Raw genomic sequence first — 12,492 nt, 5'->3', positions numbered from 1 at the left:
GACGGGAACGGGAGGAGGGAACGGGTGTTCTGGATGGTCGCCCTGCTCGCCCAGGACGGGTTGCAGTACGTCTACCGCGTGTACGCACCCGACGACGCCCTGCACGCCGACCTCTTCTGGACGGCCTTCCACTGCCACGACGAGGGCCCCCACCCTCGGGCCTCGGACAACTTCGACACGGCGGTGATCTGGCGGAAGCGACAGCCCCAACAGATCTGACGGGTCATCAGTATTGAATGTTGGCACGGCTGCCACTACGTTCCGCGACACCGAAACCGGACGAACCAGGGGTGGTCGCATGGCCGAAGTCAGCGCCGAGGCACGCATCGAGGCACCCGCCGAGAAGGTCTGGGACCGCCTGACGGACTTCTCGTCGTACGGGGAGTGGAACGCCACCCACACCAGCTTCCCCCGGGGCGGCCCGGACGAGCTGAAGCTCGGGGCGGCCTACGAGGAGAACATGAAGCTCATGGGCTTCCCGGCCGAGGTCACCTGGACGGTCGACGAACTGGAGGAAGGGCGCCTGCTGGCGACCCGGGGCAAGGGCCCGATGGGGGTCAACCTGACCATGCGGTACGCCCTGACCCCGGAGGGCGACGCCACGACGATGCGCATCGACGGGGAGTTCACCGGCGCGGCGGTCTCCCTCATGGGCGGCAAGCTCAAGGACTCGGCGACGGCGGCGCTCCAGGAGTCGCTGCGCAAGCTCGGCGGGCTCGCAGCCCCGTGATCCACGCCGGCACGGTACGCGAAGGACCCCGCGGAATCCGTACCCGCGGGGTCCTTGCCCCCTGCCCACCGCCCGCTGTCGCGCACTGCCTGCCGGGCACGGCTCAGTGCTCGTCGGCGAGGATCAGGTAGAGCTTCTTGCGCGCGTCGTTGATGACGGTCAGCGCCTTCTGCCGCTGATCGGCCGAACCGGTCTTCCAGACCTGCCCGAACGCCTCCATCAGACCGAATCCGGCCTGTCGGATCTCATTGACGCCTTCCCAGTCCACACCACGCCCGGCCTCCTCCCACGGAGCCTCGGGGCCGGTCTCGGCCTCGCTCCGCCCGGACTCGGTGAGGGTGAACAGCTTCTTGCCGCCCTCGCTGGCGCTGACGATCAGGCCCTCGTCCTCCAGCAGCTGGAGCGTCGGGTAGACGGAGCCGGGACTGGGCCGCCAGGCCCCGCCGCTGCGCTCGCCGATCTCCTGGATCATCTCGTACCCGTGCATCGGGCGGTCCTTCAGCAGAGCCAGGATCGACAGCCGCACGTCACCGCGCCGCGCCCGCCCCCGACCGCCACCCCGGCCACGCCCGCCACCGAAGGGACCCCCGCCGAACGGCGGCCCGAACGGCCCGAAGGCGGCCCGCCGCCCGTCATCCTCGCCCCGGCCGTGCTGACCGGGCCCGTAGCGCCCCGGCCCGTGCTCGTATCCATGTCCGCGTGAACGCATCACTGCACTCCTTCTATCGTTGATCTGTCGTGATGCGTCAACGATATATCGGAACCTGTCGGATGACAAGGCGCCGTCGCGGCACGGAGCGTGTCCCGTCTCTGCCGATCGGGTCCTTGTCTCCGTCGATCTGGTCCGATGCGCTCGTCGTCCCGGACGAACCGGATGAGGGACCGGCAAGTCACCCGCCGTTCAAGACGGGCCATACGACCTCGGGATGTGCGGCCACGGGCCCATCGAGGATCGGCTGCGGTATGCCCCGCAGGTGAAGGTCGAAAAAGGCCGCCGCATAGTCGCGGGTCAGGTACCAGCCGCGTTCTCCGGAGAGCGGCACGGCGGGGTCCGACAGACCCAGCCGACCGGCGAGATAGGGCAGATCCGTGAAGGAGAAATGCTCAGCGCCGGTCACCGTCAGCCAGCGCTTCCAACCACTCAGGTGCTTCCACGCCTCGGGCCAGTCGGTGTTCTCACTGCCGGGGCTGTGCGTGGACTCGGCGCCGAGCATCATGAACGGGCGCCGGCCGAGCCCCGCGGCAGCAGGGTGCAGGAAGAAGTCACCGTCCAGGTCGACCCCGGCCCGCACACGGTGATCGGCGGCCATGGTCGCTGCGGCACTCGCGCCCCCGATCGAATGCCCCGCGATTCCGATCCGGCTCGGGTCGATCGCGCGGGACAGCGCCCCCGCCCTGGGCCCCTTCGTCAGCTCGTCGATCACGAAGGACAGGTCCTTGGCCCGGCCGCGCACGACGGCTGCCTTCTCCTGGGACGTGCTGACCTGCTCGCAGGCCGCACAGGTCAGCATCCGGCCCCCAGGGAAGGCCGTACCAACGGATTCGTACGCGTGGTCCACCGAGGCAACGACGTAGCCGCGACTCGCAAGATCCTCGGCGATCGCTGTGAGCGTGCTGCGCGGCATCGAGAATCCCGGAGAGAGCAGGACCAAGGGGAACCGCCCCGGGGCGGGGCGTACACCTTCCTGCGCATGCGTACGCGCCCCTGCAATCGTTGCCGCGGGCACCACGCCGCCGAGCCCTCTGGCCTCCAGCAGCAGCTGCGCCTCGTCATCGGTCATGTACGCCGCTGGGGAACCGCTCGTCCCGCGCGCTGGGTAGGACACCGACACCATCAGCTCCCGGTTCCCCGCCGTCGGCACCCACGGGTCGGTGCGGTGCCCGTCGACCAAGTGCAGGGCGCGGCGGCCCACCGGGTACGGCCCGGCGGGAAGCGGCAAGGCCAACCCGCTCGGGTGCGGAACCCGGGAGGGAGTCTGCGCGCCCTGGGCGGACGCGGCCGGTGCGGCGCCCAGGAGCGGGACGGACAGGGCGAGGGTGAGGAGGGTGGCTATAGCGGCTCTGCGATGTCTGGTGGTCATACGGTCGACGCTAGGTCTCCGGATGGCCCCAACACGTCGATCTACAGGGGTACTTGGGCGTACCTCTATGGTCTGATCCCGTCGGACCGGGTTCCCGACAGGGTTCGGGTGGACGGTCCCCCGCCTTGGAGACGACCGGTAGGAGTTCGATGAGATCGGTCGACCCGGTGCCCGGCGTTATGGGGAGGAGACGTCGGCGACGGATAGGGAACACTGCGCCAGGTGATCGAGATGCAGCCTGTCCTGGAGATGGACACTCTCGATGGCTTCGACCTCTGGCCTGTCGCCGAGACCGAACGGTTCGGTTTCCTGCCGCTCAGCGGTGAACTCTCACCCACCGAGATCGGGACGGCGCTCATGCGCATCGCCGCCTGGAATGACGTCCCCGCGGACGGCGACCTTCCGCCTCGGCCGGCCGAGCCTCTCAGCGGCTTCCTCCACGGGCTACTGAACCTCGACAACCTGTATGCGGCGGGTGGCCTGCGCGTCGCGGACATCGCCACGGGCATCACCTTCTCGCCCGGCTGCTGTGACGGACTGGAGGACTGGCAGGACTGGTACCGGGTCGTCGACGGCAGCGGCGTCATCGCGTACGGCCACGATCCGCAGCCGTCGCTGGCCGAGCGCCTCGGGGACACCATCCGCCTCACCGTCGACACCGACCGGAATGACAGCCCAGTGATCGAACTGTCGGTCACCGAGCTCCGCCGGCTACTCGCCGGCGCCGAGCGCGACCTGACCACGTTTCTCGCGGCGGCAACGGACTGGGTTTCCGAGCACCTGCCTGACCACTCCGTTGCTCTGACCGCCGCCCTTGCCCGCGTTCTCGCCCTTCCCGCGCCGGGCATATCGCCGACACCGCCCGGCACGGAACGGACGTGACGACCGGCATGCGCGGGGGCTGGACGCTCGACGGACATCGCTCGGCCGACTGCACAGTTGAAGGCCAGGAGGTCACCGTCGAGCCCACCGCCTTCCGGTGGATCTCCTACCGCCGGGGCTACAGCCCTGGCCCGGAAGCCGTCGGGGTGGGGGTCTCCAAGGATGATGAGGGGCTCGAACGGCGCGAAGGCGTGGGGTGGTGCAGTTCGCGCCAGGCCCGTGGCGAGATGCCGTAAGCCTGCTTGAACGCCTTGCTGAAGTGGGTGGCGTCCAGGAAACCCCAGCGGCGGCCGATGCTCGCGATGGTCTGCACCCGGCCGCCGGGGCCGGCCAGCTCCTGTCTGCACCCGGCCAGCCGGCGGGTGCGGATCCAGCCCCCGAGGCTGATGCCCGACCGCGACAGCACGTTGTAGAGGTGGCGGACGGAGATGCCGTGCGCTGCGGCGATGCGCGGGGCCGACAGACCCGGGTCGGCCAGGTGAGCGCCGATGTACTGGGTGATGCGCAGACCGAGCATCTCATCCGATGCCGCCCTGCTGGGGACGGAGTCCCCCAACTGGGAGGTCACTACGGCCCGGAGAAGTTCCATGCTGGCACCTACGAGTGACTCGGCGTATGTCCCGGCGCGCAGTTCTTCGCTGGTGGCCAGTTGGGAGAAGTACGTGAAGGCCAGGCGTGCGGTGGGGTTGCCCGGACCGAACGTGACGGCGGCGGCCTTCTGCAGCGTGGGGTGCGGGAGTGCGAGCGCCTTGCGCGGGATGCGCAGGGAGAGGTAGCCGAAGCTCTGCTCGAAGCGCAGGGTGTACGGCGCGGTCGATTCGAAGACCACGAGGTCCCCCGGCCCGACGACGCACTGACGGCCGTACTGCCCGACCTGGTTGGTCCCCGTCACCTGAAGACCGAGGAAGACCGCCGGCTCGTGGTCCTCGCGGGCCAGCCGCGCCGTACGCCGCAGACTCACCGGAGTTCCCTGGGCCGAACACACCTTCATGGGGCCCACGGTGCCGAGTCCCATACGGGCCCCGATGTCCTCCGGGGAGGTGTGATGGTCGATGTCGACCCGGGAGAAGGACTCCCACAGCGCGTGCCGGATCGTGTCCCGTCGCTCCGGCGGCGCCACGACCGAGGCATCGAGCACCCCAGCTCCCACAAGCCCTCCCCGCAGCCGCGACCCGCTCCTGAACCAGAGACACAGGATGCTGCCTTGGACACCCGCCACACAAGGCACCGGCCCGCCCAGGGCGGCATCCTGCACAACTGACCAACTTTCGTGCACACACAACAAAGTTGGCCCCCTCGCCGCCCTCTACTCTCCTGAACGAAAAGGCGGAACGCCCGCAGAGAAGGTCCCGGAAGAAATCACCAGTCAATCTGGAGGAACGGGGGGGCACGGAGTGCACAGGAAGAACAGAGTCCTCCTTTCGGTCGCTCTTCTCTCTTGTCTGACTGCCGGGTGCAGCACCGCCTCCGGAAGCCCTGCGGACACCGGCCGGCCACACCAAAATGGCGCTGCCTCCGTGCAGGGACCACCGCTCCGGGACCTGACCCCCGCAGAAGAAGTAGAGACAGACCGCGCGGAGCAGCACCTCGTCATGCAGTGCATACGGCGCGAGGGCTTCCGCTACTGGCCCATCCCGGTCGCGAGCGTCGCAGAACGCAAAGTCGGCGCCTACGTCGTGGACGACGTCGCCTGGGCCCGCCGGTACGGCTACGGCCGGGCTTTCGACATCGCAGCCATGAAGACCCACCGCGAGCACCCCAACATCGCCTACGCCAACGCGCTCCCCGAGAAGGAACGCGTCCGGTACTCCAAGGCGCTCGACGGGAACTTCACCGACACCATCACCACCGAACTGCCGTCCGGCGGTTCGGTCCGCACCCCGCGCGACGGCTGTTACGCCCAGGCCAGGGAACAGCTCTACGGCGACTATCCGACCTGGTTCCGCGCCAAGAAGACAGTGACCTCGCTGACGCCCCTGTACATTCCGCGCATCCTCCGGGACAAGCGTCTGACCAGCACCGTGGCAGCGTGGTCACGTTGCATGAAGGCAGCCGGCCGGCCTTTCCGGAGCCCCGACGCGATCCGTCGCGAACGGGAGAACCTGATTCGCGGGATGAGCGAGTCACAGGCCCTGCGATCCGAATCCGCTCTGGCCGTGACGGAGGCCCGGTGCGCCCGACGAACATCCCTCGGGAAGACCGCGCGTGCCCTGGAGAGGGAATACCGAAACGACATCGCACGCGACTACGCGGCGGAATTCACCGCGTACCGGCAGATGAGGGTGTCCGCCCTCGCGCGGGCACGGAGCCTCTGAACCCGACTCACACCCCTGCCCGGACACCCGTGACCGGAGGGTCACGGAAAGCATCAATCCACAAGGAGTCCCCATGCGAAAGCTCCCCGCCGTCCTGACCGTCATGGCCATGGCCGCCCTCGGAACCGCCCTCCCCGTCTCTACCGCGCACGCGGCCGCGGACTGCCACGGCGCGTACGAGGGAGCGAAAGCCGGTTACATGTACGCCTATGACTCCGCCAACTGCATCGGATTCCTCGGAAGGGCCAAGGGTATGGACTCCAACTGGGGCGACAGCTCGGGGAGTTTTCAGGGCGGAGACACCAACAAGGCCACGTCGATCCTCAACAAGGGCACCACGCTCGAAGTCCAGTTCTTCAACGGGACGGGCACGTGGACCGGCGGTTACACCTGCCTGGCCCGCAGCGAGTGGTTCGCCTCCAACCTCTCCGACAACAAATTCAGCAGTGGTGCCACGGTGAACAACGCCATCAGCTCGCACCGCTGGGTCACCGGCCCCACCTGCGGCAACAACTGGGCCGACTGACGCCGACGATCACACCTGAACGGTACGGGAGGGCCTCGCGCCCTCCGTGATGTCGGACCAGCGGTAGGGACGGGTCCAGACGGTACGGAGAGGAACGTCCCCGCACCGGGCCGAGCGCTCCACCGAGTGCGCGGTGGGCGTCGCTGATCACCGACCGTCGCCCTCGGACGCCTCTCCATAACGGGCGGCGACCATGACGGCCCGGTCCCGCAGGGCGCTGCGCAACGACTGCGGGGCCAGCGCTTCCGCATCCGTGCCGAGCTGCCACAGCGCCCATTCGGCGTGCCGGGAATCCTGGAAGGTGACCTCCAGCCGCGGCCGGCCGTCCGCGTCGGGGCCCTCCGCGCGGACGGCCAGCACGGTGTCCAGGAGTTCTTCCCGCCGCATCGGGTTCACCCGCACCAGCACGGTCACGTGGTCGCCGCCGGACAGGAACCGCGCGGAACGGTCCCGCCAGATCCGGTCCAGATCGACCCGGTCCGGCCGCTGTGCCGGTTCCGGGAGTTCCTCGGCGGCCAGCACGCGCGACAGCCGGTAGGTGCGGTCCGCGCCGGACCTCGTCGCCAGCAGATACCCCCGGCCCCGCACGGTGACCAGGCCGATCGGGTCCACGGTGCGCCACTGCGGCGCCTGGTCCGTGGCCGCGTAGTGGATGCGCAGCCGGTGTCCGGCGAGCACGGCCCGGCGGACCTCGATCATGGCGGCGCCGGGTACGTCGTCGCCGACGGCCCGCCGGGAGAGCAGATCGGTCTCCGGATCGACGAGAAACCGCTGGGCCGCGTCGCTCGCGGTGGCCTGATGATTCTCGGGCAGCGCGTCGACCACTTTCCGCATGGCCGAGGCGAGTGCCGACCCGAGGCCGAACACCTGCTCCCCGCGCACCGATCCGGCGGCCAGCAGGGCAAGGGCCTCGTCGTGGTTCAGCCCGGTGAGCTCGGTGCGGAAACCGGGCAGCAGCGCGAACCCGCCGTGCCGGCCGCGCTCGGCGTAGACCGGGACGCCGGCGGTGGACAGCGCCTCGATGTCGCGCAGCACGGTGCGGGTGGACACCTCCAGCTCGCGGGCCAGCGTGTCCGCGGTCAGCCGGCCGCGCCGGCGCAACAGCAGTACCAGAGAGACCAATCGGTCGGCGCGCATGCGGGAACCGTAACGAAATACCTGACGAAGGGTGTCGTCATTTCTTGGAAGGCTCCCCAGTACGACGCCGAGGCCGGCGGCTGCCGAGCCGATGGACGTACGTACTCCCCGCGATCGAATGGAGCTGCTGTGGCAGTGGAACGAACGGCCGTCAACCCGGTGACCTGGTCAGTGGGGCTGGGGTTCAACCAGGGGGAAGTCGTCTCCGGGCAGACACGGACCCTGTACATCTCGGGCCAGACCGCGATGAGCGATGACGGCAAGCCCCAGCACGAAGGCGATATGGCGGCGCAGTTGACGCTGAGCATCGACAATCTCGAGGCCGTGCTCGGCGAGGCCGGCATGTCCCTCGCCAACCTCGTCCGCCTCAACGTCTGCACGACCGACGTCGATCTGCTCCTCCGCCACTACGGCGTGCTGGCGGGGCGGTTGGGCTCGGCCGGGGTGGCCCCGGCCAGCACCATGCTCGGGGTGACACGGCTGGCGGTCCCCGGCCAGATGGTCGAACTGGAAGGCACCGCCGTCGCATGACGGGGCCTCGCCGCCGGGCCTGCTCGACCCTGGCGTCCGCCTGGTCGACGGCCCCGGAGGCGGGCCCGTCCGGCTCGGCCCGGCCGGCCGGGCCGTACCGCCCGTAATCGCCTTTCCCTCCTGTCCGCCGGGCGCTAGCGTTCCGGGCGAGGAGTGACCCTCGATGAGCGGAGAGACATGCCCGGTCGTCCGAGCGCGCGTTGACGTCGTAGGCCGAGACCGGCCCGTCATCGCGTGCTGCCCCTGAGGTCGCGGCACAGCGAGCCCTTTCCGCCCGATGCCCGGGTGCGCTTTCGCGCGCCGGGCGGCGGTTCTCGTTCCCGCCGATCCCCCGGGGTTTCCGTGCCGTCCCCTTCCTCTTCCTCTTCCTCTTCTTCCTCTTCCTCGCCCTCTTCGTCCGGCGTACCGGGTTCCGGTCGGACCCTGCCGTCGGGCCTGTGGCGGGACGCCGACTTCCGCAGGCTCTGGGTGGGTCAGACGGCCTCCCAGCTCGGCGAACACACGACGCTCGTCGTTCTGCCGCTCTTCGCCGTCCTGACGCTCGACGCCGGCGCGGGCCAGGTGGGCGTCCTCCGTGCCGTAGGACAGGCGCCGATCTTGCTGCTCTCGCTCCTCGCAGGCGCGTGGGTGGACCGGTGGCGGGCCCGCACGGTGATGGTGTTCGCCGACGCCGCCCGCACCGTGGCGCTGGGCGCGGCAGCGGTGGCCGCTCTCCTTGGACTGCTCGGCCTGCCCGCGCTGTTCGTGGTCGCGTTCACCGTCGGCGCCCTGTCCGTCCTCTTCGACGTGGCGTACCAGACGTCCCTCGTCCGGATGGTGCGACGTGACCAGCTCCTGCAGGGCAACAGCGCGCTGGAAGGCAGCCGGTCCGCGGCGCAGATCGGCGGGCCCGCGCTCGGTGGTGCGCTGGTGTCGCTGTGGTCGGCGCCGGTCGCCGCGGCCTCCGGCGCGCTGTTCTTCGCGGTGTCGTTCGTGTCCCTGCGGCGGATCCGCCGACGCGAGATGGCACCCGAGCAGGTGGGGCCGGTTCTGGGACGCGCAACGCCGGTCCCAGGACACACGACGCCGGTCCCAGAGCGCACGACACCGATTCCGGACCCCCCGGAGCGCGCCCCTCGGGTCGGGCGCCGGATCCACGAGGGCCTCCGCTTCGTCGCCGGAAACGCCTGGCTACGAGCCGTGTGCCTCGCCTCGGCCGCCTTCCAGTTCTCCTTCGCGGCCACGATGACCTGCTACCTGCTCTTCCTCCCGCGCGAACTCCACCTGACGGGGGCCACCGTCGGCCTCGCCCTCGCGGCGACCGGGCCGGGTGCGCTCCTGGGCTCGTTCCTGGCCGCACGGCTGCCGGGCCGGTTCGGCCACGGCGTGGTGCTCGTATCCGCCGCGGTGCTCGGCAACGGGGCGCTGCTGTGCGTACCGGCCCTGCACGGCTCCTCGACCGCGACGGTCCTCGCGCTCCTCGCCGTCAACTTCGTGTTCGGGGCCTTCGGCCAGCTGGTGAACGTCACGGTCATGTCGGTGCGGCAGGTCCTGACGCCGGACGGGATGCAGGGCCGTGCGACCGCGACGATCACCTTCGTCGGCATGGGGTTCACCCCGCTCGGCTCGCTGCTCGGCGGTCTCCTCTCGCAGGAGTGGGGACTGCGCACCAGCCTCCTGGTGACGGCCGCGGGCATGATGCTGTCCCCCGCCGTCATGGCCGTGTCCCCGCTCGCCCGCCTGGGACGGAGCCTCACGTCATGAGCTCAGGCCGGGGCGTACCGCTGGAGCGTGATCCCGCTGCGGAAGGCCCTCGACTCCAGGAGTCGCAGGCGGGGGATCTCGTACCCCTCGGGGAAGAGACGCCGGCCGCTGCCCTGGACGGCCGGATAGCCGAAGAGGCGGTACTCGTCGACCAGACCGGCCGCGATCAGGGTGTGCGCCAGGGTGATGCTGCCGGTGAGCACGATGTCCTTGCCGTTCTCCTCCTTGAGCCGCCTCACCTCCTCGACGGGGTCTCCGCCCAGCACCGTGGAGTTCTGCCACCCGGGGTCGGTGAGGGTGCCGGAGACGACGTACTTGGCGACCCGGTCGAGGTAGGCGGTGATGCCCGTGGTGTCATCGGTCCGCAGCGGCCAGTAGCCGCGGAAGTCCTCGAACGTCTGCCGGCCGAGGAGCAGCGCGTCCGCACGGTCGTCCTGCCGGTGGCTCTCCTCCAGGACGTCGCTCATGTCCACACCCTCCTGGCCCTGGGGATCGAACCAGTCGGTGATCATTTCGACGGAGCCGTCGACGGTGACGTTCTGGGTGATCGCGAGGGTGCGCATGCCGCTCTCTCCCCTGCTGGACGGGTTACGTTCGCCGGATGCGTACGTTCTCCTCCGATGACTCCGCCGGGTCCGGTGAGTCATCGGTGAACGGCGAACCGACGGCGGACACGACCCCCGCGGCCGGACGGACGGGGCCGCGATCGCAGGGCCAGAGACCCGCGATTGGCCTTGGCCCGGCTCCGCGCAGGCGATCTACGGTCGCCCCATGAGGATTCGCATCGTCGACGCGTTCACCGACCGCCCCTTCTCCGGAAACCCCGCCGGCGTGCTCCTGCTGGAGGGCGGCGCGTTCCCGGCCGCCGAACGCCTTCAGGAGATCGCCGCCGAGATCAACCTCTCCGAGACGGCCTTCGCCCACCCGCTGCCGCCCGGCGGCACGGCCGACTGGGCGCTGCGCTGGTTCACCCCGGCCACCGAGGTGGACATGTGCGGGCACGCGACGCTCGCCACCGCCCATGTCCTGCACACCACGGGCCTGGCCACGGGCCCGGTGCGGTTCGCCGCACGCTGCGGGATCCTGACCGCGACCGCCCGGCCGGACGGCGGCCTCACCCTCGACTTCCCCACCTCTCCGCTGACCGAAAAGCCGGTGCCGCACGGCCTCGCCGACGCCCTCGGGGCGGACCCCGTCTCGGTGCACACCACCGGCGAGCACATCGGTGACCTGCTGGTCGAGTTCCGCGACGAGGCGACGGTCAGGGCGCTCTCCCCGGACTTCGCCGCACTGGTGGCCCACTCCCGGCGCGGCGTCATCGCCACCGCCGCGGCCGATGACCCCGCCCGGGGCTACGACTACGTCTCGCGCGGCTTCTTCCCGGGCGTCGGCATCGACGAGGACCCGGTCACCGGCAGCGCCCACACCGCGCTGGCCCCCTTCTGGTCGGCCCGCATCGGCCGCGACGACCTCACCGGCCTCCAGGCGTCCGCCCGCTCGGGCCTGGTCCGCACCGCGCTGCGCGGCGAGCGCACCCTGCTGACCGGCACCGCCGTCACGGTGATCGACGGCGAACTGCTCACCGGGCTCTGACGACGGGCCGCGCCGGGGTGCGCCGCTGTTCGGCGCACCCCGGCGCGGCCGGCAAAGGCCCGCAGCCGCCGGATGCGGCACCGAGCTCAGGGCGTCGGCAGCCAGCCGACCCGGCCCGCGAGCAGCGCGTACCCGACGAACGCCCCGATATCCAGGAGCGTGTGCGCGACGACCAGCGGCCCCACCCGGCCCCAGCGCCGGTAGAGCAGCACGAAGACGACGCCCATCACCATGTTGCCGATGAAGCCGCCGATGCCCTGGTAGAGGTGGTAGGAGCCGCGCAGTACGGAGCTGGCCACCAGCGCGCGCATCGGCGTCCAGCCCAGCTGATCGAGCCTGCGCAGCAGATACCCGACCACGATGACCTCCTCGACCACGGAGTTCTGCATCGCGGAGAGGATCAGTACGGGGAACTTCCACCAGACGTCCGGCAGGGACTCCGGGACGACGGTCAGGTTGAATCCGGTGGCCCTGGCCCCGAGGTAGAAGGCGAGACCGGCGCTGCCGATGCCGGCCGCGATCAGCGTGCCGCGGCCGAGGTCGAACGAGGGCCTGGAGCGGTCGAACCCGATGCTCCGCAGGCCCGCTCCTTCCCTGATCAGCAGGTGCGCGACCAGGGCCACCGGCACCAGCGCCGTTGCGATCCCGAACGTTTGCCATGCCAGATCAAGCCATGGACGCCCCGGGGCGTACGAGCCGTTGAGGGTCGCCGCCTGGTCCTTCAATCCTCCCGGTTTCGTCAGGGATCCGACAAAACTGATGAGGGCAGAGACTCCGCTGGCTCCCAGCGAGAGCGCCAGGACCAGCACCGTCTCGGACCGCAAGATCCTTCGTGACACGGCCTCTTGGGGAAAAGAATCAGCCACGCGCCCGGCCTCCACCTGTACACCTGCCTTTTGTTCTGCAATCGCGTCTCATCCCACCAACCGTCCCACTAGGGTCTCGAATACAGGT

The 12,492-nt window shown here is 70.1% G+C and carries 14 protein-coding genes; 8 read left to right on the top strand and 6 right to left on the bottom strand.

Features of this window, described 5'->3' with window-relative positions:
- Positions 1–24 precede the first annotated feature (24 nt).
- Together ACH4UK_RS29985 and ACH4UK_RS29980 are read left to right on the top strand one after the other, a co-directional pair.
- Positions 25–219 carry a hypothetical protein gene (locus tag ACH4UK_RS29985; protein ID WP_398361279.1) on the top strand — a complete coding sequence of 65 codons (195 nt, stop codon included), beginning with the start codon at positions 25–27 and terminating at the stop codon, positions 217–219.
- Between the two features lie 79 nt (positions 220–298).
- Positions 299–730, top strand: a complete 432-nt coding sequence (locus ACH4UK_RS29980) for an SRPBCC family protein (RefSeq protein ID WP_398361277.1) — start codon at positions 299–301, stop codon at positions 728–730.
- Between the two features lie 103 nt (positions 731–833).
- On the opposite strand, the gene ACH4UK_RS29975 is transcribed toward ACH4UK_RS29980, so the two are convergent.
- On the bottom strand, positions 834–1,439 hold the full coding sequence (locus tag ACH4UK_RS29975) for a PadR family transcriptional regulator (protein WP_398361276.1): 606 nt from the start codon (positions 1,437–1,439) through the stop codon (positions 834–836).
- A 181-nt stretch (positions 1,440–1,620) separates the two neighbouring features.
- A complete protein-coding gene (locus ACH4UK_RS29970) occupies positions 1,621–2,811 on the bottom strand; it encodes an alpha/beta hydrolase family protein (protein ID WP_398361274.1) in 1,191 nt (396 codons plus the stop codon).
- Positions 2,812–3,042: 231 nt separating this feature from the next.
- Here ACH4UK_RS29970 and ACH4UK_RS29965 point away from each other — a divergent pair, with 231 nt between their 5' ends.
- Positions 3,043–3,693 (top strand): hypothetical protein, encoded by a 651-nt coding sequence (locus ACH4UK_RS29965; protein WP_398361852.1) that lies wholly within the window; start codon positions 3,043–3,045, stop codon positions 3,691–3,693.
- Between the two features lie 118 nt (positions 3,694–3,811).
- Here ACH4UK_RS29965 and ACH4UK_RS29960 read toward each other — a convergent pair whose 3' ends face one another.
- Positions 3,812–4,831, bottom strand: coding sequence for a helix-turn-helix domain-containing protein (locus ACH4UK_RS29960; RefSeq protein WP_398361272.1), 1,020 nt, complete (start codon positions 4,829–4,831; stop codon positions 3,812–3,814).
- 454 nt (positions 4,832–5,285) lie between these two features.
- Between ACH4UK_RS29960 and ACH4UK_RS29955 the strand changes: the two genes are divergently transcribed.
- Both ACH4UK_RS29955 and ACH4UK_RS29950 read left to right on the top strand, forming a co-directional pair.
- The gene (locus tag ACH4UK_RS29955; protein WP_398361270.1) at positions 5,286–6,008 is read left to right on the top strand and encodes a hypothetical protein; all 723 of its coding nucleotides are present in this window, start codon (positions 5,286–5,288) and stop codon (positions 6,006–6,008) included.
- Positions 6,009–6,081: 73 nt separating this feature from the next.
- Positions 6,082–6,534 carry a hypothetical protein gene (locus ACH4UK_RS29950; protein WP_398361269.1) on the top strand — a complete coding sequence of 151 codons (453 nt, stop codon included), beginning with the start codon at positions 6,082–6,084 and terminating at the stop codon, positions 6,532–6,534.
- A 147-nt stretch (positions 6,535–6,681) separates the two neighbouring features.
- Here ACH4UK_RS29950 and ACH4UK_RS29945 read toward each other — a convergent pair whose 3' ends face one another.
- Positions 6,682–7,671: a helix-turn-helix transcriptional regulator gene (locus ACH4UK_RS29945; protein WP_398361267.1), complete on the bottom strand. Its 990-nt coding sequence runs from the start codon at positions 7,669–7,671 to the stop codon at positions 6,682–6,684.
- 135 nt (positions 7,672–7,806) lie between these two features.
- Here ACH4UK_RS29945 and ACH4UK_RS29940 point away from each other — a divergent pair, with 135 nt between their 5' ends.
- Both ACH4UK_RS29940 and ACH4UK_RS29935 read left to right on the top strand, forming a co-directional pair.
- The gene (locus tag ACH4UK_RS29940; protein WP_398361850.1) at positions 7,807–8,202 is read left to right on the top strand and encodes a RidA family protein; all 396 of its coding nucleotides are present in this window, start codon (positions 7,807–7,809) and stop codon (positions 8,200–8,202) included.
- A 423-nt stretch (positions 8,203–8,625) separates the two neighbouring features.
- A complete protein-coding gene (locus ACH4UK_RS29935; RefSeq protein ID WP_398361848.1) occupies positions 8,626–9,945 on the top strand; it encodes an MFS transporter in 1,320 nt (439 codons plus the stop codon).
- A gap of 2 nt (positions 9,946–9,947) precedes the next feature.
- Here the strand turns inward: ACH4UK_RS29935 and ACH4UK_RS29930 are convergent, their stop codons facing one another.
- Positions 9,948–10,508 carry a dihydrofolate reductase family protein gene (locus tag ACH4UK_RS29930; RefSeq protein ID WP_398361265.1) on the bottom strand — a complete coding sequence of 187 codons (561 nt, stop codon included), beginning with the start codon at positions 10,506–10,508 and terminating at the stop codon, positions 9,948–9,950.
- Positions 10,509–10,716: 208 nt separating this feature from the next.
- Here ACH4UK_RS29930 and ACH4UK_RS29925 point away from each other — a divergent pair, with 208 nt between their 5' ends.
- A complete protein-coding gene (locus ACH4UK_RS29925) occupies positions 10,717–11,538 on the top strand; it encodes a PhzF family phenazine biosynthesis protein (protein WP_398361264.1) in 822 nt (273 codons plus the stop codon).
- An 86-nt stretch (positions 11,539–11,624) separates the two neighbouring features.
- Here ACH4UK_RS29925 and ACH4UK_RS29920 read toward each other — a convergent pair whose 3' ends face one another.
- Positions 11,625–12,404, bottom strand: a complete 780-nt coding sequence (locus ACH4UK_RS29920) for a CPBP family intramembrane glutamic endopeptidase (RefSeq protein ID WP_398361262.1) — start codon at positions 12,402–12,404, stop codon at positions 11,625–11,627.
- Positions 12,405–12,492 lie beyond the last annotated feature (88 nt).

It is taken from the genome of Streptomyces sp. NPDC020884, assembly GCF_044333935.1.
In the GTDB taxonomy this organism is placed as follows: Bacteria; Actinomycetota; Actinomycetes; order Streptomycetales; family Streptomycetaceae; genus Streptomyces.
The sequence above is the reverse complement of the archived record's forward strand: the minus strand, read 5'-3'. Positions and strand labels throughout refer to the sequence as shown.